The organism is Agrobacterium sp. O3.4 (assembly GCF_041414895.1).
Lineage (GTDB): Bacteria > Pseudomonadota > Alphaproteobacteria > Rhizobiales > Rhizobiaceae > Agrobacterium > Agrobacterium cucumeris.
In genome coordinates this window covers 66,799-87,726 of record NZ_JALPZP010000009.1, presented here as the reverse complement: position 1 = coordinate 87,726, position 20,928 = coordinate 66,799, and the positions used below count along the sequence as shown (strand labels likewise).

The 20,928-nt window shown below is 60.8% G+C and carries 22 protein-coding genes; 17 read left to right on the top strand and 5 right to left on the bottom strand.

What is annotated here, in order from left to right:
- Nucleotides 1-97: 97 nt before the first annotated feature.
- The 13 genes from M0412_RS24895 to M0412_RS24835 all read left to right on the top strand — a co-directional run bounded on the left by M0412_RS24895 (nucleotide 98) and on the right by M0412_RS24835 (nucleotide 11,297).
- A complete protein-coding gene (locus tag M0412_RS24895) occupies nucleotides 98-721 on the top strand; it encodes an acyl-homoserine-lactone synthase (protein ID WP_012476008.1) in 624 nt (207 codons plus the stop codon).
- Nucleotides 722-730: 9 nt separating this feature from the next.
- Complete coding sequence (gene trbB, locus M0412_RS24890; RefSeq protein ID WP_077768123.1) at nucleotides 731-1,708, top strand: P-type conjugative transfer ATPase TrbB; 978 nt, start codon at nucleotides 731-733, stop codon at nucleotides 1,706-1,708.
- Complete coding sequence (locus M0412_RS24885; protein WP_012476006.1) at nucleotides 1,698-2,081, top strand: TrbC/VirB2 family protein; 384 nt, start codon at nucleotides 1,698-1,700, stop codon at nucleotides 2,079-2,081. The genes trbB and M0412_RS24885 overlap by 11 nt, the downstream gene beginning before the upstream one ends.
- Nucleotides 2,074-2,373 carry a conjugal transfer protein TrbD gene (locus tag M0412_RS24880; protein WP_012476005.1) on the top strand — a complete coding sequence of 100 codons (300 nt, stop codon included), beginning with the start codon at nucleotides 2,074-2,076 and terminating at the stop codon, nucleotides 2,371-2,373. The genes M0412_RS24885 and M0412_RS24880 overlap by 8 nt, the downstream gene beginning before the upstream one ends.
- Nucleotides 2,374-2,383: 10 nt before the next feature.
- Nucleotides 2,384-4,840 carry a conjugal transfer protein TrbE gene (locus tag M0412_RS24875; protein WP_012476004.1) on the top strand — a complete coding sequence of 819 codons (2,457 nt, stop codon included), beginning with the start codon at nucleotides 2,384-2,386 and terminating at the stop codon, nucleotides 4,838-4,840.
- The gene (gene trbJ, locus M0412_RS24870; protein WP_077768124.1) at nucleotides 4,812-5,615 is read left to right on the top strand and encodes a P-type conjugative transfer protein TrbJ; all 804 of its coding nucleotides are present in this window, start codon (nucleotides 4,812-4,814) and stop codon (nucleotides 5,613-5,615) included. The genes M0412_RS24875 and trbJ overlap by 29 nt, the downstream gene beginning before the upstream one ends.
- Nucleotides 5,612-5,812: an entry exclusion protein TrbK gene (gene trbK, locus M0412_RS24865; protein WP_012476002.1), complete on the top strand. Its 201-nt coding sequence runs from the start codon at nucleotides 5,612-5,614 to the stop codon at nucleotides 5,810-5,812. The genes trbJ and trbK overlap by 4 nt, the downstream gene beginning before the upstream one ends.
- Nucleotides 5,806-6,987, top strand: coding sequence for a P-type conjugative transfer protein TrbL (gene trbL, locus M0412_RS24860; RefSeq protein WP_012476001.1), 1,182 nt, complete (start codon nucleotides 5,806-5,808; stop codon nucleotides 6,985-6,987). The genes trbK and trbL overlap by 7 nt, the downstream gene beginning before the upstream one ends.
- Nucleotides 6,988-7,007: 20 nt before the next feature.
- On the top strand, nucleotides 7,008-7,670 hold the full coding sequence (locus M0412_RS24855; protein WP_012476000.1) for a conjugal transfer protein TrbF: 663 nt from the start codon (nucleotides 7,008-7,010) through the stop codon (nucleotides 7,668-7,670).
- 16 nt (nucleotides 7,671-7,686) lie between these two features.
- Nucleotides 7,687-8,499, top strand: coding sequence for a P-type conjugative transfer protein TrbG (trbG, locus tag M0412_RS24850; RefSeq protein WP_012475999.1), 813 nt, complete (start codon nucleotides 7,687-7,689; stop codon nucleotides 8,497-8,499).
- A gap of 3 nt (nucleotides 8,500-8,502) precedes the next feature.
- On the top strand, nucleotides 8,503-8,943 hold the full coding sequence (trbH, locus tag M0412_RS24845; protein ID WP_012475998.1) for a conjugal transfer protein TrbH: 441 nt from the start codon (nucleotides 8,503-8,505) through the stop codon (nucleotides 8,941-8,943).
- 11 nt (nucleotides 8,944-8,954) lie between these two features.
- A complete protein-coding gene (trbI, locus tag M0412_RS24840; RefSeq protein WP_012475997.1) occupies nucleotides 8,955-10,247 on the top strand; it encodes an IncP-type conjugal transfer protein TrbI in 1,293 nt (430 codons plus the stop codon).
- A 345-nt stretch (nucleotides 10,248-10,592) separates the two neighbouring features.
- A complete protein-coding gene (locus tag M0412_RS24835; RefSeq protein WP_077768125.1) occupies nucleotides 10,593-11,297 on the top strand; it encodes an autoinducer binding domain-containing protein in 705 nt (234 codons plus the stop codon).
- A 4-nt stretch (nucleotides 11,298-11,301) separates the two neighbouring features.
- Here the strand turns inward: M0412_RS24835 and M0412_RS24830 are convergent, their stop codons facing one another.
- A complete protein-coding gene (locus tag M0412_RS24830; protein ID WP_012475995.1) occupies nucleotides 11,302-11,625 on the bottom strand; it encodes a transcriptional repressor TraM in 324 nt (107 codons plus the stop codon).
- 217 nt (nucleotides 11,626-11,842) lie between these two features.
- Here M0412_RS24830 and M0412_RS24825 point away from each other — a divergent pair, with 217 nt between their 5' ends.
- Nucleotides 11,843-12,049: a helix-turn-helix domain-containing protein gene (locus M0412_RS24825; RefSeq protein ID WP_077768126.1), complete on the top strand. Its 207-nt coding sequence runs from the start codon at nucleotides 11,843-11,845 to the stop codon at nucleotides 12,047-12,049.
- A 255-nt stretch (nucleotides 12,050-12,304) separates the two neighbouring features.
- Here the strand turns inward: M0412_RS24825 and M0412_RS24820 are convergent, their stop codons facing one another.
- Genes M0412_RS24820 through traA form a run of 4 tightly spaced genes read right to left on the bottom strand, consistent with a single transcriptional unit; the run spans nucleotide 12,305 to nucleotide 17,973 of the window.
- Nucleotides 12,305-12,919: a TraH family protein gene (locus M0412_RS24820; RefSeq protein WP_012475993.1), complete on the bottom strand. Its 615-nt coding sequence runs from the start codon at nucleotides 12,917-12,919 to the stop codon at nucleotides 12,305-12,307.
- 11 nt (nucleotides 12,920-12,930) lie between these two features.
- On the bottom strand, nucleotides 12,931-14,094 hold the full coding sequence (locus M0412_RS24815; RefSeq protein WP_012475992.1) for a conjugal transfer protein TraB: 1,164 nt from the start codon (nucleotides 14,092-14,094) through the stop codon (nucleotides 12,931-12,933).
- Nucleotides 14,084-14,650: a conjugative transfer signal peptidase TraF gene (gene traF / locus M0412_RS24810; RefSeq protein WP_012475991.1), complete on the bottom strand. Its 567-nt coding sequence runs from the start codon at nucleotides 14,648-14,650 to the stop codon at nucleotides 14,084-14,086. The genes M0412_RS24815 and traF overlap by 11 nt, the downstream gene beginning before the upstream one ends.
- On the bottom strand, nucleotides 14,647-17,973 hold the full coding sequence (gene traA / locus M0412_RS24805; protein WP_012475990.1) for a Ti-type conjugative transfer relaxase TraA: 3,327 nt from the start codon (nucleotides 17,971-17,973) through the stop codon (nucleotides 14,647-14,649). The genes traF and traA overlap by 4 nt, the downstream gene beginning before the upstream one ends.
- A 248-nt stretch (nucleotides 17,974-18,221) precedes the next feature.
- Between traA and traC the strand changes: the two genes are divergently transcribed.
- From traC to traG, 3 genes are read left to right on the top strand one after another with little or no spacing between them, the layout of a single operon-like run.
- Nucleotides 18,222-18,530 carry a conjugal transfer protein TraC gene (gene traC / locus M0412_RS24800; protein ID WP_012475989.1) on the top strand — a complete coding sequence of 103 codons (309 nt, stop codon included), beginning with the start codon at nucleotides 18,222-18,224 and terminating at the stop codon, nucleotides 18,528-18,530.
- 4 nt (nucleotides 18,531-18,534) lie between these two features.
- A complete protein-coding gene (traD, locus tag M0412_RS24795; protein WP_012475988.1) occupies nucleotides 18,535-18,750 on the top strand; it encodes a type IV conjugative transfer system coupling protein TraD in 216 nt (71 codons plus the stop codon).
- Nucleotides 18,737-20,740: a Ti-type conjugative transfer system protein TraG gene (gene traG, locus M0412_RS24790; RefSeq protein ID WP_012475987.1), complete on the top strand. Its 2,004-nt coding sequence runs from the start codon at nucleotides 18,737-18,739 to the stop codon at nucleotides 20,738-20,740. The genes traD and traG overlap by 14 nt, the downstream gene beginning before the upstream one ends.
- Nucleotides 20,741-20,928 lie beyond the last annotated feature (188 nt).

Sequence of the window (20,928 nt, the reverse complement as noted above, 5' to 3'; positions counted from 1 at the left end):
GCGACTCAGCTGGATCTTACCTTGTAGAATCCTACAACTACTCACCGTGTCCAAACCGTGCTGAGTTCTCCGCCGAACAACGACGACGGAGAAATTCATGCAGGTTCTCGCGATCTCAACACCGAAAAATATTCAGGAAGCTGAGCTTATCCACCGCCATCACGAGCTACGCGCGCGGGTCTTCGCCGACCGGCTAGGCTGGGATGTCGAAGTTATCGACGGCGTGGAATTGGATGCTTTCGACACTCTGATACCGACTTACATCCTCGCAATTTCCGACAGTCGCCAGGTAGCAGGATGCGCGCGGCTGCTTCCGGCGCCTGGCCCCACAATGGTGGCCGACGTCTTTCACTCACTCCTTCCGAATGGCCGGTTGAACGCCCATTCCGCGATGATCGAGAGCTCCCGTTTTTGCGTCGATACGGCGCTCGGCGAGGGCAGGGGAGACGGATCCGTCCATGAGGCGACGCTGACCATGTTCGCCGGCATCATCGAATGGTGCATGTCGAACGGTTTCACCGAAATCGTCACCGTCACTGACCTGCGTTTCGAGCGGATCCTCGCGCGCGTCGGGTGGCCCCTTCAGCGCTTGGGCGAGCCCAGGAAGTTCGGGGTGACGATGGCGGTCGCGGGAATCCTACTCGCCGACGCCAGTACATTTCAAAAGCTCCGTCCCGCCAACTATCGCTCTGAATTCACCTCCCTCAGCAAGGCAGCGTAGGAGAAATCCGTGAACCAGCTTCGCTCTCACCCTCGGCTTGTGCGTAAACTTCAGGAAGCACTCGGTGACCAGCTCTGCGTGGCGCTGGACGATGCAACAGTCGTCGAGATCATGCTCAATCCGGATGGAAAGCTGTTTATCGAACGCCTCGGACATGGCGTTGCGCCCGCCGGCGAAATGTCCCCGGCCGCGGCCGAAATGGTGATCGGTACTGTCGCGCATGCACTGCAGTCGGAGGTCGATACCGAACAGCCGATCATCTCCGGAGAGCTGCCGATCGGCGGTCACCGCTTCGAGGGACTGTTGCCTCCCGTGGTCGCCAGGCCTGCTTTCACGATCCGGCGCAGGGCATCGCGCCTCATCCCGCTCGAAGATTACGTCCGGACCGGAGTGATGACCGAATACCAGGCCGCGACGATCCGCAGCGCGATTTCCGCGAGGCTCAACATCATCATTTCCGGGGGAACGGGCTCGGGCAAGACGACGCTTGCGAATGCTGTGATCGACGAGATCGTGAAAAGCGCGCCAGAAGATCGGCTCGTCATTCTGGAAGACACCGCCGAAATTCAATGCACTGCCGAGAACGCAGTTCTGCTCCATACCAGCGATACGATCGACATGGCACGGCTTCTAAAGAGCACGATGCGCCTGCGTCCTGATCGGATAGTTGTGGGCGAGGTCCGCGACGGCGCTGCCCTGACCCTGCTCAAGGCTTGGAACACCGGTCATCCGGGCGGCGTGGCGACCATCCACTCGAACACCGCCATGTCGGCGCTGCGCCGTCTTGAACAGCTGACGGCCGAGGCAAGCCAGCAGCCGATGCAAGAGGTGATCGGGGAAGCCGTCGATCTCGTGATCTCCATTGAGCGGACGCCGCGCGGACGGCGCGTTCGCGACGTCATCCAGGTCGAGCGGTTCGTCAACGGTCAATACGAGGTCGAATCCGATCAGCTCACAGAAGAACAGGAAGCGCGCCATGTCGCATAGGAAATCATTCATCGCCGTCGCGCTCTTGGCGGCGCCCATCGTTCTCGCCTCGGTCGCGCCGACCCTTGCCAGCTCCGGCGGCAGTCTCCCGTGGGAAGGGCCGCTGCAGCAGATCCAGGAGTCGATCACCGGCCCGGTCGCGGGTGCGATCGCGCTTGCAGCAGTCGCCATCGCCGGCGGCATGCTCATCTTCGGCGGCGAACTGAATGATTTCGCGCGGCGACTTGTATACGTCGTTCTCGTCGCCGGCATCCTCCTCGGCGCCACCAACATCGTCGGCCTGTTTGGCGCAACCGGCGCCTCGATAGGACTGACGAGCGAACAGCTCACCACGATTGGATCGGCCGGAGGCGGGGAGGGAACTCATGGCTAATTCCCCATCCGGCCTGCAGCGCAACCGCATCCACCGTGCACTGTCGCGTCCAAACCTGCTGATGGGCGCCGACAGGGAGCTTGTGTTGCTGACCGGTCTCGCCGCCGTCATCCTGATCTTCGTGGTGCTGACGGTTTATTCGGCGCTCTTCGGAATCGCCGTCTGGGTCGTGATCGTCGGGCTCCTCAGAATGATGGCGAAGTCCGACCCGTTCATGCGGCAAGTCTATATCAGGCACATTTCCTACAAGCCCACCTACAAGGCGACGACATCGCCTTGGCGCCGGTATTGAGGAGGCGGCCATGGTAGCTCTCAAACGCTTCCGGGCGACCGGCCCTTCCTTTGCTGATCTCGTTCCCTATGCCGGCCTGGTCGACAATGGTGTCCTCCTCTTGAAGGACGGAAGCCTGATGGCCGGCTGGTATTTCGCGGGACCAGATTCCGAAAGTGCGACTGACCTCGAACGCAACGACCTGTCGAGGCAGATCAACGCCGTTCTGTCGCGGCTTGGAAGCGGCTGGATGATCCAGGTCGACGCCATTCGCATTCCGACGGTCGACTATCCCACAGAAGACCGTTGCCATTTCCCCGATCCGGTAACCCGCGCAATCGACGGGGAGCGCCGGGCGCATTTCGCGCGCGAGCAGGGGCATTTCGAGAGCAAGCATGCGCTGATCCTGACTTACCGGCCGCTCGAGTCCAAGAAAACAGCTCTCAGCAAGTACATCTATTCGGACGAGGAGAGCCGGAAGAAATCCTACGCGGACACGGTGCTCTTCGTGTTCAAGAACGCGGTGCGAGAGCTTGAGCAGTATTTTGCCAACACACTTTCGATCCGGCGAATGGAAACCCGAGAAACGGTCGGAAGGGGAGGGGAGCGAATTGCCCGATATGACGAACTGCTTCAGTTCGCCCGCTTCTGCATTACCGGCGAGAACCATCCAATCAGGCTTCCCGATGTTCCGATGTATCTCGACTGGATCGCCACGGCGGAGCTTGAACACGGACTGACGCCGAAGGTCGAAAATCGCTTTCTCGGCGTCGTCGCGATCGACGGTCTGCCGGCTGAAAGCTGGCCGGGCATTCTGAATAGTCTTGACCTGATGCCGCTCACCTATCGGTGGTCATCACGTTTCATCTTCCTTGATGCCGAGGAGGCCCGACAGAAGCTCGAACGCACACGCAGGAAATGGCAGCAGAAGGTCCGGCCGTTCTTCGACCAGATATTTCAGACACAAAGTCGATCCGTCGACCAAGACGCGATGACCATGGTCGCCGAGACCGAGGACGCCATCGCGCAGGCCTCATCGCAGCTGGTTGCCTATGGATATTACACACCGGTCGTCGTGCTATTCGACAACGATCGCGAAGCCCTGCAGGAGAAGGCCGAAGCGATCCGGCGGCTGATCCAGGCGGAAGGGTTTGGGGCGCGGATCGAAACGCTGAACGCCACCGATGCCTATCTCGGCAGCCTGCCGGGCAACTGGTACTGCAACATCCGTGAGCCACTGATCAACACCAGCAATCTCGCCGACTTGATTCCGCTGAATTCGGTCTGGGCCGGAAACCCGATCGCGCCATGCCCCTTTTACCCACCGAATTCCCCTCCCTTGATGCAGGTTGCGACCGGCTCGACAGCGTTCCGTCTGAACCTGCATGTCGATGATGTCGGCCACACGTTGATCTTCGGTCCGACAGGTTCTGGTAAGTCGACGCTGCTTGCTCTGATCGCCGCACAGTTTCGCCGGTACGAAAATGCGCAGATCTTCGCCTTTGACAAAGGCAGTTCACTTCTTCCCCTGACGCTCGCTGCCGGTGGTGATCACTATGAGATCGGCGGCGACAATGCGGAAGAGGGGAGGGCCTTGGCCTTCTGCCCGCTTTCTGATCTCGAAAGTGATGCCAACCGGGCCTGGGCGACCGAGTGGATCGAGATGCTGGTCGGTCTGCAGGGCGTCACAATCACCCCCGATCATCGTAACGCCATTTCTCGGCAGGTCGGACTGATGGCGAGCGCATCCGGTCGCTCACTCTCGGATTTCGTCAGCGGCGTGCAGCTGCGCGAGATCAAGGATGCGCTGCATCACTACACCGTTGACGGGCCGATGGGCCAGCTCCTCGATGCGGAGGAGGACGGCCTGACACTCGGGGCCTTCCAGACCTTCGAAATCGAGCAGCTGATGAACATGGGCGAGCGCAATCTCGTGCCGGTGCTGACCTACTTGTTCCGGCGGATTGAGAAGCGTCTGGATGGATCGCCGAGCCTGATCGTGCTCGATGAGGCGTGGCTGATGCTTGGCCACCCAGTTTTCCGCAGCAAGATCAGGGAATGGCTCAAGGTCTTGCGCAAGGCGAACTGCGCCGTTGTCCTTGCGACCCAATCGATCTCGGATGCCGAACGGTCCGGGATTATCGATGTGCTGAAGGAGTCTTGCCCAACCAAGATTTGCCTTCCGAATGGCGCCGCCAGAGAGCCAGGAACACGTGAATTTTACGAGCGTATCGGTTTCAACGAGCGCCAGATTGAGATCGTCTCGAACGCAGTCCCCAAACGCGAATACTACGTCGCCACGCCGGAAGGCCGGCGGCTCTTCGACATGTCGCTGGGGCCGGTTGCGCTGAGCTTTGTCGGCGCGTCGGGCAAGGACGACCTCAAGCGCATCCGCGCACTGAAATCCGGACATGGCCGCGAGTGGCCAATCCGCTGGCTTGAAACGAGAGGAGTTCACGATGCCGCATCGCTACTCAAGTTCGAATAGATGGTTAGCCTGCCTGGCGGCCGCGGCCCTGACGATCGGAGCCGTACCTTCAGCACGGGCGGGGACCGCCACCGGTGCTGCGACGGAGTGGACGCAGCTCGCCAACAATGCGCAATTGGTGGACCTTCTCAAGAGCTCGGGCCTCCAGGTCGACAATCAGCTGACGCAGATCAGCCAGCTTGCGGAGCAGATCCAGAACCAGCTTAAGATCTACCAAAACATGCTGCAAAACACCGCGCAGCTGCCTGACCATGTCTGGGGGCAGGTCGAAAGCGATCTCAATCAGCTCCGCAGTATTGTCGACCAGGGTCAGAGTATCTCATTCTCCATGGGCAACGCCGACGACGTTCTTCAGCAGCGCTTTCAGAGCTACGCCGACCTCAAAACCAACCTGCCGGATAACGCGACGTTCTCCTCGACTTATCAGTCCTGGTCGACGACCAACCGCGACACGATCGCCAGCTCGCTGAAGGCTGCGAGCCTAACGGCCGACCAGTTCGATAGCGAGGAAGATACGATGTCCTCGCTGCGGTCGATGTCCGAAACGGCGGACGGGCAGATGAAAGCGTTGCAGGTCGGCCACGAGATCGCCGCTCAGCAGGTTGCCCAGATGCAGAAGCTTCGCGGTCTCGTCTCGCAACAGATGACGATGATGGGAACCTGGCTACAGACGGAGCAGACCGACAAGGACCTGGCGCAGGCCCGGCGGGAAAAGTTCTTCAACGCTGAGGTCAAGAGCATTCCGGAAGGTCAGAGAATGGAGCCACGCTGGTGAGCCGATCCGTCCTAATTGCTTTGGTGCTTGCTGTCGCCGCTGCATCCGCCGCGGCCACAGTGCTGATCGTAAAATCCAGCGACGGCGGAAGACCTGCGCTTACCGAGGAGCAGCGCTCAGCCCGGGAGAAGTTCTTCGGCTCGAATAAGGAGCTGCCGCCGATCAAGGATGGTCAGGAGATACGGCCGAGATGGTGAAGCCCGCTGTCACACGTTCACTCCTGATAACTGGTCTGTTCTTCCTCGCCTATGCTGCTCCCGCATTTGCGCAGGAGGGGCAGGTCCTCACGGAACTGGAAAACCAGGTCTCCTCTGCCGCGAAGGGCTGGGAGACCACCATCATGGATGCGGCGAAATCGCTGTTCTGGATCCTCGCAACGATCGAGATCGGCATTGCCGCCGTCTGGCTGGCGATCCAGTCAGCCTCGCTGGATAGCTGGTTTGCGGAGCTGGTGCGCCGGATCATGTTCGTCGGGTTCTTCGCATTCGTTCTGACCCAAGGTCCGACCTTTGCCCGGGCGGTGGTTGACAGTCTTTTCCAAATTGGTGCCGGCGGCGGTTCAGCCTCGCCCGCTGAAGTGTTCGATGCCGGCATTCGCGTCGCCTCGCAAATGTCGCAACAGGCGCAGTTCGGCGTATTCGAGGACAATGCGCTGGCGATTGCCGCGGTGCTGGCAATGGGTGTCGTCGTCATCTGCTTTTCGCTGGTTGCCGCGATTTTTGTTTCGGTGATGGTTGAGATGTATGTCGGCCTGCTCGCCGGCATGATCATGCTTGGCCTGGGCGGTTCCTCCTTCACCAAAGACTTTGCTGTTCGCTATCTTGTCTACGCCTTCGGCGTTGGCATGAAACTGATGGCGCTGGTGATGATCGCAAAGATTGGGTCACAGGTCCTCTTGGGTCTGGCCAATGCCCCGACCGCATCCTCCGACCAGTTTGTCACCACCCTGGCGATCGCCGGTATTTCCGTCGTGGTCTTCATCATCGCCATGTACGTGCCGAACATCATCCAGGGTGTCGTCCAGGGAGCCTCCGTCACCGGCGGTATGGAGACAATCCGCCACGGCGGGCAAGCGGCGTCCTTCGCCGCGGGCGCTGGATTCTTGGCCGCCGGCGCTGCCGGCGCGGGTTTTGCGGCGGCCCAAGCCGCACGAGCTGGCGGTTCATCCGTCGCTGGTGCTGCCCTGCGGGGGATAGGCGCAAGCTTCAGTTCCGGGGCACAAGCCGCAGGCTCGGCCGCGAAGGAAAAGGCAATCGGATCTCCCGGTGCTTATGCGGGGTCCATCCTCGGACTAGCCAACGCCAAGCTCGATGAACAGCGCAGCGGTCACAGCGGCCCGACGCCTCCTCCCGAACGCAACGACAAACCATAATCGAGACAAGGGAAGAATAAATGGCAGCGAACCGCGCCCCTGATAATCCGTATCTTGCCGCCCGCCAGGAATGGAACGAGCGCTACGGCACATATGTGAAGGCTGCTTCCGCATGGCGGATCGTCGGCATTCTCGGCCTGACGATGGCCGTCATCGGCTTCAGCTACGCGATGTATCTCAGTACCCAGGTCAAGCTCGTGCCTTATATCGTTGAGGTCGACAAGCTGGGGACGGCAGTCACGGCAGGCTTCCCGGAGCAGATCGAATATGCCGATGTCCGCGTGGTTCGCGCCACACTCGGCAACTTCGTGACAAGCTTTCGCTCGATCACGCCGGATGCCGTGGTGCAGAAGCAATATATCGACCGCACATACGCTCTTCTTCGCACCTCCGATCCGTCGACGGAGAAGGTCAACGCCTGGTTCCGAGGCAATTCACCTTTCGAGAAAGCGAAGTCCTCGACCGTCGCCATCGAGGTCAACAACATCGTGGCGCTCTCGAACCAGACCTATCAGATCGACTGGACGGAATACGAGCGAGACCGCAAGGGCAAGGAAACCGGCACACGCCGCTTCCGCGGCATCGCAACGGTGGCGCTCACCGCGCCACAGGATGAGGCGACGATCCGCCTCAATCCGATCGGCCTCTATGTCCGGGATTTCGACTGGACGGCACAGCTTTAAGGGCAGGGATTTCTCAATGCAAAAGACAGGATTGATCGCAGCCGCCGGCTGCATGGCCGGACTCGCCTTTGTGGTGGGCGCGCAGGCGCAAAGCATGACGAGCAACGAGGTCAAGGGTACGAATATCTCCCGCAAATGGCGCGGCACACCGGGCCTGGTCACAACGGGACCGGACGGCAAAGTGATTTTTCTGTTCGGCGAGACCCAGCCGTCCGTCGTCTGCTCGCCGCTGCAGGTCTGCGACATCGAGCTTCAGGGCGGTGAGATCGTTCGCGACGTGCTCGTCGGCGATACGGTGCGGTGGAAAGTGGAGCCGGCCACCTCGGGGGCGACAGGCGGGCAGGCCATCCATCTGATTGTCAAACCGTCGGAGCCAGGTCTTCTCACCTCGATGGTCGTCACCACCTCACGGCGAACCTATCATATCCAGCTCAAGTCCCATCCCAGCCAGTACATGGCGCGCGTTGGTTTCGAGTACCCCGAGGACACCTCCACCAAGCTCGCCGACATCAATGCCCGTCTCGAAACCGGCGGCATTCCGGGCACGGCGCCGGATAAGCTGAACTTCTCCTATTCGATCAGCGGCGGGGCTTCGTGGAAACCGAAGCGGGTCTATTCGGACGGGGTCAAGACCTACATCCAATTCCCGAAGTCGATCTCAGGTCAGGATGCGCCGGTGCTCTTCGTCGTCTCCGGCGGTCAGAACCGCATCGTCAACTACCGGATGAAGAACAACATGATGACCGTCGACTATGCGATCGACAAGGCGATCCTCGTATCAGGGGTCGGGTGGCGGCAGCAGAAGATCACCATCCGGCGGGGAGGCTGAACCATGCGCAAGCTCCTCGCACTCTTCATCGCGGCCAAACTACTCTCCGGTTGCCAAACGGCCGACGACGCGATGACCACCAATGCAACCCCGGTTGCCGTCACCGGACCGGCCGCAAGCGCGATCGCCGGTGACATGGCAAGTCGTCTCGCCGAACAAATCGGTCCGGCCAGCGCTGCGACGACCATCAAAATGGAAAAGGACCAGTCGGAATTCGCGACCGCCCTCGAGGCGGCCCTGAAGGGCTGGGGTTATACGGTCGTCACGGACGGCAAGGTCGCCAAAGACATCAAGCCGGTCGAGCTTGCTTTTGCCGTCGAGGGCTTCGACGGGCAGGTTTTTGCGCGCGTTTCGACGCCTTCCATCGCTCTTGGCCGCGCCTATACGCCGACGGCGGCCGGCGCCACGCCGACCAGTCCACTTTCGATCATGCAGCGCAACTGACGGAGAGCAATATGGTCCAGTCGCTCCAACTTGGCGCGCCAGCCCAGTCCGACGATCAGAATGGCATGCGCCGGCTCAACCGCCTGCCGATCATCATCGCCATCATCGTCGTCGCGCTCTTCGTTGGCGTCGTCGTGATCGGCCTGTCGCTGCGGGGGCTGTCCTTCCATCGAGGCGACATCGAGGGGGCTTCCAACACCCCGGCGACCAGCTTCGGCGACCAGCTCAAACGGGGTGTCACCGACGGCATCATCGGCGAGCCGGAGAAGCAGGAAGTGTTTCAACCGACCCCTGTCGTCGAGCAGAAGGTCGAGAAACAGGAGACCGCCGTTGAACGCCGGCCGAATGACCGACAGGAGAGACGCTCGCTCGAATCCGAGGAGGAGTGGAAGGCTCGCCTGAAGCGGGAGCAGGACGAGCAGTATATCCGGGAAGCGCAGCGCCAGCGGATGGCTCGCCTCCAGGCTCGCGCTACGGCGCTCGATTCGCCGCTGAAGGTAGACATCGGAGACTTCGAGAAGGCAACCTCCACCAATGACAGCGGCCGCCAGCCGACAAATGCAGCCGTCAACAGTGCGTCGGACCTTTATGCCGCCGCCATGAAATCCGGCCTGATGGGCCAAAACGTCGATCAGAACGGACAGCCGTCGAAGGAGGATTTTTTCAATCAGGACATCAAGGATCTCGGCTACCTGCCAAACCAGGTCGTGCCGCAGATGTCACCCTACGAACTGAAGCGCGGCTCGGTCATTCCCGCCACCTTGATCACCGGCCTCAATTCCGACCTGCCAGGGCGGATTACCGCGCAGGTCAGCCAGAATGTCTACGACAGCGCGAGCGGCTATCGCCTCCTTATCCCGCAGGGCGCAAAGCTGTTCGGTCGCTATGATTCCAAGGTCTCATTCGGCCAGGAGCGTGTTCTCGTCGTCTGGACTGACCTTATTTTTCCCAATGGATCCACCCTGCAGATCGGCGGCATGGCCGGCACGGACGCCGAGGGGTATGGCGGCTTCCAGGACAAGGTTGACCGCCATCTCTGGAGGACGTTCGGTTCCGCAGCTCTGGTGGCAATCATCGGGACGGGGATCGACATGTCGATGCCGGAGAGTTCAACATTGGCCACCCAGGACACGGCATCGGATGCAGCACGGCGGAATTTTGCCGAAAGCTTCGGTCGCGTCACAGAACAGACAATCTCGAAGAACCTCAACGTTCAGCCGACGATTCGCATCCGTCCTGGCTATAAGTTCAACGTTCTCGCGGACCAGGATATCATCTTTCCATCCATTTATAGCGGGCGCTAACCCATCTCGAACGCTGCTCCGCCCGTCGTTTCGTCGGGTGGAGCGATCCATCCGCGCTCAGAAATCAGCGCTCGCCAAAATCTTCTCTCAAATTGTCATATTTTAGATGAAGAGGCCTTGAATACTCGGTAGAGGTGAGTAGAAAACCAGTTGCAACGGCCGTGGATATGCTTCGGCAGAAGGCAACTGCGTTTTCATCGGAAACGAATGGGGACACGGAATTCGCAGCCACGGTCCGATGTTCCGTATGGCTCCGGCTGGCCGAACGGTGGCACCAGGTAACTCGCGGCGCGTGGTAGGCGCGACGGGTGGGAGGCTCGCAGCTGCGCAAGAGGAGACAAGTCCGTGGACGGAGACCTTCGCTCTTTAATCGATATGACGGAAGCTGCGCACGATGAACGCATGATCAAGGGCGCCCTGAAAAGCTTCGCAAACTCCCATGGCTTCGAACGTTTTGCGTATCTTCAGACCGAGGGCCTGGAAATCCGCACATTCAACTCCTATCCGGAGGAATGGCAGGATATCTATCTTGGCGGCCAATATTCGCGCATCGACCCCGTCATCACGGAAGCCAAGCGTCGCATGGAGATGTTCTACTGGACGGCCGATGATTGGCCGGCTCGTGGCACCTCGGAGCTGAGACGGTTTCGCGACCAGGCGATCGAGCACGGCATTCGCAGTGGGCTGACGATTCCGGTCGAAGGGAGTTTCGGGTCGACGATGATGCTGACCTTTGCCTCGTCGGAGAAGAAAGTCGAGAAAGCCAAACTGCTGGACGCCCAGAAAGCCGTCCGGACGGTCCTTGCAATCCATTACCGCCTGAAGATTATCGCTTCGACGACGATAATCGCTCCGAAGCGGCTACTCTCGCCAAGGGAAGCGATGTGCCTCATGTGGGCAGCAAAGGGCAAAAGTGCCCCGGAAACCGCAATGTTGACGGGGATCAACGCGAGGACGGTGCAGCACTACCTCGATAAAGCGCGCGAGAAACTTGACGCGGCGACCGTTCCACATCTAGTCGCGATCGCTAAAGATCACGGCTTGGTTTGAGGGGTCATTCATCGCCATCGAGCGGAACCTCGGGGATGTAGCCGAGCACATCGATGATCTCCGAAAGCTCTTCCTGCTGGGCTTCGGATTTCCTTTGCCGCGCGGCATACTCTTGCTGCAAGCTTTCGAGCACGGCGCTCGAAACCGAGGGGTCGGCGGACGCGCGGGTCCATTCCTCATAAACAGCTTCGTCGGCGACTATAAGCCGGCGGTGCTCTCGGATTGCAGATATAGCAAGCGCCTCTAGTTCTGATTTTTCCATTGAACGTAAACAGGATCCCATCGGTTTGGTTTCGTGTTTTGTCTCGGATAAGTTCACGTCCTTCATCCGCTTCCCCTTAATTTCTTCATTTGCCGCTCGAAAGCCAAATCCTGGTGAGCATTATACCGCATAGGCCATAACTGCACGGCCTGTCTTTCAGAAGTTCATATACCCTATATCCCAAGGTAACTTGTGACGGCCTGGACGAGCAATATCACGCGCCGTGACGAATCGGAACTATAGTTCCTGGAATAATAGTTCCGATTCAGGTTCCGCTCGCGTCATGGATCTCAAGGAGGTCATGGCGATCAATATGCGTCGAATCCGTCATGGCAAACAATTGACGCAGGAGGAAGTGGCCCACCGTACGGGCCTCAGTGTCCGCCATGTCGGAGCAATCGAGCGTGCCGAGATGTCGGCGACCGTCACCGTCCTTGGCCAAATCGCAGAGGCACTGGGCGTCGAACCTGCCGTGCTTGTGACGAGATGAGTAGACGCGCGCGTGCTGACTGCTAGTTGCTGCCCTTGAGGCCCCGTTATGACGCAGCCGGGCATGAATCTGCTCTAATCGTATTTCCGCGCGGCCGTTCTTTCGTGGATGGCTGTGCTGGTGCTTTGATCAACTCGAACACCACGTTCGTGCGGGGCGTTCCGACAAACACTAATATCATGCATTTGAGTTACACTAATTTTCTGCTTTGAACCTCAATACTCGCCTCGCTGCCCCCGGCGAAACGAAGTCAATCTATTTTTGGCCTCCAATGTGTGAGAGGTCGATCCGCATCCCCGCTCGGCCAACATCCTGCACCGTCTCAGGCTCTTGCTCTCCTGGTTTCGGTTCGGCGCTCTCTTCCTCGTCGGGGATCTTCTCCTCGCTTTGCTGCGGCACTTCAACTGCCGTTCCCGGATCCTCCGCCTGAAACACACTGACGCCCTCGAACTCGCCGGTCTTCCATGCGTAGACCGCATCCTCGAAGATCTGCGGGAAGACATCTTTGCTCGTCGGGTTGCCATACCATTTCGCGACGATCCGGAGCACCTTGGCGAACATCGCCGTGCCTTTGCGGAGGTTCTGGCAGGCATCGACGAGGTCCGGTTTGAGATCACTCGCTTCCTTGACGCCAACGCCGGCGGGAAACTGCGTGAGACCGACGCGGACCACCGCCTGACCAGCATATTGCCGCACGATCACCATCGCCTCGTCAGCCGACGCAGCTTTTGGCACGAGGATCAAACGGCCACCGGATTTGACGGTGACGGCGAGGGGATCAGCCGAGCCTGCTGATACCACGAACCGTTCGACGATCGCGGGTTTTAGGGAAGGGTCGGCGCATTCTTTGATCAGGGCGGCGTCCAGCATAGTGTCTCCTTTCAGGTGTTAAAGGCAATGACGAGCGGCTTTGCGAAGAGTTTTACCCAGGCGGTAGTCGCGGCGCGCTGTATGGCAATGATCGACGTGCCTTCGGTCCACCAGCCGTTTCCGACGGCGAGGATGGCGTCCGGATCGTGCAGCATCGACTGCAGGACCGGCCAAACGATCAGTTGCTCGTAGCAGATCAGTGGTGCGGCCCGGCCGGCACCGATAGTGACGATTGGGTTCGCGAAGAAATCCGCCCGGGCGCCGCCGCTCTCCCCAAACCAGGATCGCCATGGCTGCCACATCGAGCCGGGAACCGGCATGCGTTCGCGATAAAGGATGCGGCGACCCTTGCCGTCGATCGAGACGAGGACATTGTCGTAGCCGTCTGCGTCGACTACCACGGCGCCGGCGATGACGGTGGCATCGCCATCGGCAAGTGCGCCCGTCCATAGACGCTCCACGGTCGGCGTCCAGAAGCCGAGCGCACTTTCTGGCAACACCACAAAGCGGGTGCCATCGCCGGCAGCGTCGCGCACCGTTGCGATCAGGTCATGCTGGCGTCGAAGACCGGTGTCGCGGCCAAGCGAAGCGCCCATTTCCAGATCGACGCCGCGCCAGGCTTCCGGTAGTCTCGGGTCGGTCCAGATTGCGGCGGACCATAGCCAAAAGCCGGTCAAGGCGATGGCGACAGCTGGCCATATGCGGGTTACGAGGCCCGCAAGGCCAGCTGTCATCCAGCCCAGTCCCCACCATCCCCATCCCGGAAACAAAACTCCAGCGGCCGTGACAGGATGCGCCCAGCCCGTGATGCCGAACGGCGGGACGGCCATGATGACGGCCGCAAGGAGATAGCGGAACGGACGAATGCCGGCGATCCCGGTCCACAGGACCGTATGCACGGCGACGAAGCTCGAGGACGCGCACAGCCAGAGGAGCAGCCCCGGCCAGATATCAGACGAATAGAAGGCAGCGACGCCTTGCGGCAGGCCACGAGATGCGGCCAGAAAATAGCTGGCCGAGACAAGGGCCGCGACCGCCCTCGTTTGCGCCATCGACCAAAGAACGGGAAACGCCAGGGCGACGGGCAGAAGCAACGCGTGGCCGCTCCAGCCCACCACGCCGATCGCGATCGAAGCGACTATCAGCTGCGTCGCCCGAAGAAACTCACGGCGCATAGGTGAGGATCTCCTGCGCTAGGCCGAGAATGCCTGAAGCGGGCACCGGACCGAAGTACCGGGAGTCGAAGGAGCCCGGGAACGCCGAATGCAGGAAGAGATGTCCTGGCGGAACGATGCCACTCGGAAACGGCGCCAGCGGCCGCCCCTTTCCGTCTCGTGGCGCGAGGCTGGAAGAGGCAACCACCCGCCCATCGACAATCACGCTGGCGCCGATTTCGACATGCTGGCCTGCGACGGCGATCACCGTCTTGATCAACGGGGCGACGCCACCCGGGCAGGAACCGGAACGGAGATAGTCGCGCGCTCGCGCCTCCCGCATTTCCGCGGTTGCCGGTGGGCAAACGAACACTAGGTCACTGACAGCAACGGGGCGACCGAGCGGAACGATACGCCACAGGCCGAGTGGCTCGCTCGGGGTCAGATTGATGCGATAACCGCCGGCGAGGGCAGTCGCCACCAGCACGATAGCGGCCAACGTCGTGGCCGAGAGGATCACGGCCGCTCGTCGTTGTTGCGCGGTTATCGCCTGGCGCGCTCTAGCTGCCGCCGTCATTTCAGGGAGAGCCCTTGGCTCTTCGTCTGGCGCAGTGTCTCAGCCTGCTTAAGCGCCTCCGTCGTTCGTTCATGAGCGGCAAGCTGCTGGACCGTCCGCATGGAATTCCACGCAGACTGGACCTCAGCCTTCTGGCCAGCCGTCATGCCCGCTGTAACGGTCTCGAAGGCCTTGCCGTTGGTGTCTTTCGCGGCGAGAGGCAGGAAGGTCCGTTCTCCGAAACGCTCGGACACAGCCTTCGCGAAACCTTCGAGTTCAGCTTTCACCATTTTGTCGGCCAACGCATATTCAAGGCCGGCAGGGAGATCGTTGCGATCGATGGCATCGCGGACGCGTTCGAGCATCTGCTTGGCCGCTGGCGAGAGCGCAGGGATGTCGACCGAAACCTTGAGCCGGACCGCGCGCTCCTCCGTCTCATGCTTCAATTCGGCCTCGGCCCGCTCACGAAGATAGCGTTCAAGATTGCGGCCAAGTGCCGGGACATTGGCGATGGCTTTTTCCCGGTCCTGCTTCTCGGCACGGCTGGCAAGAAGACCGGGCTTGCCCTTTAGCGTACCGAAACTTTCGGGGGCGTCGGCGACCTTCGCGAGAGTGGACTTCGCGACCGATTGGTCCTTGACCATCGCGTCGACATTGATTGCCTTGAAGGCAGCCTCCGGCTGCGCGTAGACGAGGTGGAAGCGGGTCGAGACGTCCTCCCATTGTTTCTTGAGGCCGGGGTCGGCGGCGAGCTTGTCCTCGACAGCCTGCTCGAACGATTTAGGGAAGGTGGTGATGCCTGACACCATGGGCTTGGCCTCCTTGATCGGGTTCTGGATTGGGGAGTTTTTGAAGTTGCCGACGAAACCGAGTTTCGTTGCAATTGCGGCAAGACGGGCGCCGAGGCCGACCAGCTTCTGTTTCTGCCGAATGGTCCATTCCAGGCGATCGCGCGCGACCGCCCGGGCGACATTCATGAGGTGCAGGCCCCGGGCTTCCGCGAAGCGCAGCGCCTGGCGATAGAACGACGCCTGCTCGTAATCGAGGGTCGTCTCCTTGGCGTTTCGGCGCGATAGGATCGGGATGAGGCCGCCGGATTTCGCGAAGGAGCGACTGCCGTAGTAGACGGCGAGATCTTCACGATGGCGGGTCATCGCGACGTAGGTCAGATGCCGGTCGAGCGACAGTGACGCAAGCACCTTCACCCGGTCGACGGTCGCCCCCTGGCTCTTGTGGATCGTCGTGGCATAACCGTGATCGAGATTGTTGTAGAAGCGCTGCTCGATAGTAACCTGACGGCGGTGCTCTCCTTCACCAACCTCGGCGACGACCCGGCCAGGAGCGGCTTTGAGCACCTTTGCGAGCATGCCGTTCTTAACGCCGAGGCTGCCCTCGTTCTTGAGGAACACGATCTGATCTCCCGGCGCAAATTTGCGGTGTCCGTCCTCCGTCTTGAATGCAAATCCTTCTGCGACGACACCGCGTTCGACCAACTTGGCGCGCGCCATATCGTTGAGCATTCGCACATCACGGCGAAGGTGCGCGAGGATCAGGCTGGTCTTCGAGGGGTCGTAGTCGCGGTCCCACGCTGCGATCAGGCTCTCGACCGCCTCGTCCTTCAGTCTCAAGCCAATCATTCGACCATGAGCGGTATAGGCGTCGACAGCCTTGCGGATATTGCCACGAGCGAGATCGAGCGAGGCATCGCGCATCCATTGCTGGCGCTGACGGTAGATCGTTTCGAGTTCGGCATAGCCGATGCGAGCGGCAATGGCGCGAAAGGCGGCACCCGCTTCGATCGGCTGGAGTTGTTCGGGATCGCCGACGAGGACAAGTTTGGCGCCGGCCTTGGTCACCGTCTCGACCAACAGCGCCATCTGCCGTGACGACACCATGCCGGCCTCGTCGAGTACGATGACAGTCTTGTTGTCGAGCTGGTTGCGACCCTGGTTCCAGCGAAGCTCCCACGACGACAGCGTGCGCGATGGGATGCCCGCTTCCTTCTCCAATCCCTCGGCTGCTTTGCCGGCCAGTGCTATGCCGACCACACGATAGCCGGCTGCTTCCCACGCCTCACGGGCAGCCTTCATCATCGTCGTCTTGCCGGCGCCGGCACGACCAATCACGGCGGCGATCCTCTCTCCGCCGGCGACATGTTCGATCGCCGTCCGCTGCTCATCCGATAGACGAGAATGGCGTGCAAAGGTCGCCTGCAGCACCGCCTCACGGACACCATGGGAGGCGCGAGCGGAAAGCCAGATAGCGCGGTTGGCCATCTCGGCTTCAAGCCGGATCATCTCCCGGGTCGTGTATTTCGCCAGCTCTCGGACCCCGGTCGCAAGATTCATTCGCTCGCGCTCGAGCCTGAGCGCTTCCGGGCTCTGCAGAATCCTCACCATCAGGCTTTGGAAGAGACGGGCATCGTCGATATAGCGATACAACACCTTCGCAACATCACGTTCGTCGAAGACGCTCTTCTCCCGCGTGATCAGCTCAAGCACGATCTCGGGGCGGCGCTGGATGCGGCGTGCATTCTCGCTACGACGAGCTTCCTGAAGCTCGATGCGTTCGAGTTTGGGAGGCGCGGTCTCCTGCTTCCCGTCGGATTGCTCGGCCTTGCGCTCGATGGCTTTGGCGCCGACGCCGAGGTGAATGGTCGGCTCGAGGTCGATACCCTGCTTTTCGAAGGAGCGGCCATCGATGCGAATATCGAGGCCGGCGAGCGCCAGATGTTTGTTCTGGCAGGCAAACCAGCCGTCGCGGAAAGCGTTGAAGTCCTCAGTGCTACCGGCCCACAGGTCATAGACGATCTTGCCTGCATCATTGCGGATCGGTTTGCCGTCCCGACCGAGCACAGCGACCTTCTTCGAACCGAACCCATCTTCGGTGAGCGGCCGCAATGTCGTCATCAGGTGGACATGCGGATTGCCGGGGGCGTCGTGATAGACCCAGTCGGCGACCATCCCCTTCGCCGTGATGTGCCTCTCCACAAAGTCGCGCATGAGAGCGATATTCTGCTCGGATGTCAGCTCGAGCGGCAGGGCAATGGTGACATCCTTGGCGAGCTGCGCATCGGATCGCTTCTCGAATGCCTCCACCTTGTTCCAGAAGGCTTCGGATGCTCCCGCGACTGAGCGATCTGCAATCATGCTGCGCACCCATTCGGGCGAGTCTGCCGGAATCACAAACTCTTCGTGCAACAGCCCCAGCTTGCGGGTGTAATCGATCGTTCGCGCTTCCCGCTCGTATTCCATTTTCGCGCAGTGCCGGTAGGCCGCCGACAGGACAGCGCTGCGGCCGGAGCCGCGGGCGACGACGCTGACGGAGAAATGGGGGACGGCCACGGCGGAGTTCTTTCCCGGTTGCAAACGAAATCAACGGGTTCGTCGGGAGCGGGAGGCCGGACCAAGCAAGGGCGTCGCGTGAGCGACGTATAATTGCGCCCTTGGAAGCCGCTCCTTCGGAACGGCCGGGATCATTCACCAAAGAATCGCCCTTGGCGATTGTAGGATTCACAGTAGTGCGTTCCGCACTCCGTTCGGAAAGACTGGCTTCGAAAGACAAGCTTTCTCAGCCATGGAGACGATCGGACATGAAAAAACCTGCCTCGAAAATCCGCGACGAAATCGCCAAGTTGCAGGAGCAGCTCAAGGTCGCCGAGACAAGAGAAGCCGAGCGGATCGGCCGGATCGCGCTCAAGGCCGGCCTTGGCGAGATCGAGATTGAGGAAGGGGAGCTGCAGGCCGCTTTCGAGGAAGTGGCGACGCGGTTTCGCGGAGGCCAAGGGGGAGGGAAGGGCGCTACGAACGGAGGGAAAAAGGGTGCCGGCGATAGCAGCGGCGCAACGTCGACGCCGGCGGACTCCTCTGGTGCGGGCGCGGGCAGCACTGGCGAGGCTTGAGCGTATGGCGAGGACGATGACATCCGACGCCCGCAAGAAGGAAACGCGGGAAAAGATCGAGCTCGGCGGCCTGATCGTCAAGGCCGGGCTGCGTTACGAGAAGCGCGCGCTGTTGCTGGGCGCGCTGATCGATGTCGCCCGCCGAATCAAGGGTGATGAGGGCGAGCGATCCAGGCTCACGGCAATCGGCGCGGAGGCCTTTGGCAATGACGATCAATAGGATTGCGCTCGTCGTCGGGCCGGCGGCGCTGATGATCCTGGTCGTCATCGGGATGACGGGGATCGAGCAGTGGATTTCCGGCTTCGGGAAGACCGAGGCCGCACGCTTGGCATGGGGGCGTGCGGGCATCGCGCTGCCCTATGTCGCCAGCGCGGCGATCGGTATCGTGTTCTTGTTCGCAAGTGCCGGCGCGATCAGCATCAAGCAGGCAGGCTGGGGCGTCGTTGCGGGATGCAGTGGAACGATCCTGATCGCGGCTACCCGCGAAACCATACGCCTTGCCGCTTTCACGAAGACGCTGCCAACCGGCAAGACGGTCTTCGCCTATCTCGATCCGGCAACGTCGATTGGAGTAGGCGCAGCGTTCATGTGTGCCTGCTTCGCACTCCGCGTTGCGTTCATCGGCAATGCGGCATTCGCAAGGGCCGAGCCAAAGCGCATTCAGGGCAAGAGGGCACTGCATGGCGAAGCCGACTGGATGAAGCCGCCAGAGGCGGCGAAGCTGTTTTCCGATTCCGGCGGCATCGTCATCGGCGAGCGCTATCGGGTCGACAAGGACAGCGTCGCGGCATTGGCATTTCGAGCCGATAGCGCGGAGACCTGGGGCGCCGGCGGCAAGTCGCCGTTGCTGTGCTTCGATGGCTCATTCGGCTCGTCGCACGGGATCGTCTTTGCGGGGTCCGGTGGTTTCAAGACGACGTCGGTGACCATCCCGACGGCACTCAAATGGGGCGGCACGCTGATCGTGCTCGATCCGTCGAACGAGGTCGCCCCGATGGTCTCCGCGCATCGCGGCGGAGCGGGAAGGGACGTGTTCGTCCTCGACCCGAGGAAGTCGGACATGGGCTTCAACGTGCTGGACTGGGTCGGCCGTTTCGGCGGAACGAAGGAAGAGGATATTGCCTCTGTCGCATCGTGGATCATGAGCGACAGCGGCGGCGCGCGCGGTGTCCGTGACGACTTCTTTCGCGCGTCAGCCCTGCAGTTGCTCACCGCGCTCATCGCCGATGTCTGCCTGTCCGGTCACATGGACGAGAAGGACCAGACGCTTCGCCGGGTGCGCATGAACCTGTCGGAGCCGGAACCGACCTTGCGCAAGCGCCTGCAGGACATCTACGACAATTCGGGTTCGGATTTCGTGAAGGAGAACGTCGCTGCCTTCGTCAATATGACGCCGGAAACCTTCTCCGGCGTCTATGCCAATGCGGTCAAGGAAACGCATTGGCTTTCCTATCCGAATTATGCCGCCCTGGTGTCCGGACGGAAATTCTCGACCAGCGACATCGCCGCGGGAAATACCGACGTCTTCATCAACATCGACCTCAAGACGTTGGAGACTCATTCCGGTCTTGCGCGTGTCGTCATCGGCTCGCTTCTCAACGCGATCTATAATCGCGACGGAAAGCTTGAAGGGCGCGCGCTGTTTCTTCTCGATGAGGTCGCCCGCCTCGGTTACATGCGGATCCTCGAGACTGCGCGCGACGCCGGCCGCAAATACGGAATCACGCTGACGATGATCTATCAGTCGATCGGCCAGATGCGCGAAACCTATGGCGGCCGCGACGCGGCAAGCAAGTGGTTCGAGAGTGCCAGCTGGATCTCGTTCGCCGCAATTAACGATCCCGAGACCGCCGACTACATCTCGAAACGTTGCGGCATGACCACGGTCGAGATCGACCAGGTCAGCCGCAGTTCCCAGGCAAGGGGATCATCGCGAACACGCTCGAAGCAGCTTGCCGCCAGACCGCTTATCCAGCCGCATGAGGTTCTGCGCATGCGGGCCGACGAGCAGATCGTGTTCACGGCCGGCAATGCACCGCTCAGATGCGGGCGCGCCATCTGGTTCCGGCGCAACGATATGAGAGCCTGCGTCGGCGAGAACCGGTTTCATTCGATGGGCGGAAGGGAGAAGGAAGGTTCGAATTCGGCGTCTGCGGTAAACGCCTATGAAACCAAACCGGCTGTAACCTCTGCCGCCGAAGAGGAATGAAAAGCTTGGCGCAAAAGAACGTCATCCCGTTCAGGAAAAATCGGAAGGTCGCCAACGACCGTCCCGGCATTAATGACTCGCGATCGACGCCGCGTCGTCATGGTCACGATCGCGGCCGAGGCTTTCCGACCGCGATTGTCTGGGCCGTGGTGATCGGCGCCGCGGGCTGGCTCTATCTTGATCGCAAT

Excerpts from the sequence above, each read along its gene's own strand:
- M0412_RS24895 (WP_012476008.1), top strand. The coding sequence starts at position 98 with ATGCAGGTTCTCGCGATCTCAACACCGAAAAATATTCAGGAAGCTGAG.
- M0412_RS24885 (WP_012476006.1), top strand. The coding sequence starts at position 1,698 with ATGTCGCATAGGAAATCATTCATCGCCGTCGCGCTCTTGGCGGCGCCC.
- M0412_RS24880 (WP_012476005.1), top strand. The coding sequence starts at position 2,074 with ATGGCTAATTCCCCATCCGGCCTGCAGCGCAACCGCATCCACCGTGCA.
- M0412_RS24875 (WP_012476004.1), top strand. The coding sequence starts at position 2,384 with ATGGTAGCTCTCAAACGCTTCCGGGCGACCGGCCCTTCCTTTGCTGAT.
- trbJ (WP_077768124.1), top strand. The coding sequence starts at position 4,812 with ATGCCGCATCGCTACTCAAGTTCGAATAGATGGTTAGCCTGCCTGGCG.
- trbL (WP_012476001.1), top strand. The coding sequence starts at position 5,806 with ATGGTGAAGCCCGCTGTCACACGTTCACTCCTGATAACTGGTCTGTTC.
- M0412_RS24855 (WP_012476000.1), top strand. The coding sequence starts at position 7,008 with ATGGCAGCGAACCGCGCCCCTGATAATCCGTATCTTGCCGCCCGCCAG.
- trbG (WP_012475999.1), top strand. The coding sequence starts at position 7,687 with ATGCAAAAGACAGGATTGATCGCAGCCGCCGGCTGCATGGCCGGACTC.
- trbH (WP_012475998.1), top strand. The coding sequence starts at position 8,503 with ATGCGCAAGCTCCTCGCACTCTTCATCGCGGCCAAACTACTCTCCGGT.
- trbI (WP_012475997.1), top strand. The coding sequence starts at position 8,955 with ATGGTCCAGTCGCTCCAACTTGGCGCGCCAGCCCAGTCCGACGATCAG.
- M0412_RS24830 (WP_012475995.1), bottom strand. The coding sequence starts at position 11,625 with ATGAAGGACGTGAACTTATCCGAGACAAAACACGAAACCAAACCGATG.
- M0412_RS24825 (WP_077768126.1), top strand. The coding sequence starts at position 11,843 with ATGGATCTCAAGGAGGTCATGGCGATCAATATGCGTCGAATCCGTCAT.
- M0412_RS24820 (WP_012475993.1), bottom strand. The coding sequence starts at position 12,919 with ATGCTGGACGCCGCCCTGATCAAAGAATGCGCCGACCCTTCCCTAAAA.
- M0412_RS24815 (WP_012475992.1), bottom strand. The coding sequence starts at position 14,094 with ATGCGCCGTGAGTTTCTTCGGGCGACGCAGCTGATAGTCGCTTCGATC.
- traF (WP_012475991.1), bottom strand. The coding sequence starts at position 14,650 with ATGACGGCGGCAGCTAGAGCGCGCCAGGCGATAACCGCGCAACAACGA.
- traC (WP_012475989.1), top strand. The coding sequence starts at position 18,222 with ATGAAAAAACCTGCCTCGAAAATCCGCGACGAAATCGCCAAGTTGCAG.
- traD (WP_012475988.1), top strand. The coding sequence starts at position 18,535 with ATGGCGAGGACGATGACATCCGACGCCCGCAAGAAGGAAACGCGGGAA.
- traG (WP_012475987.1), top strand. The coding sequence starts at position 18,737 with ATGACGATCAATAGGATTGCGCTCGTCGTCGGGCCGGCGGCGCTGATG.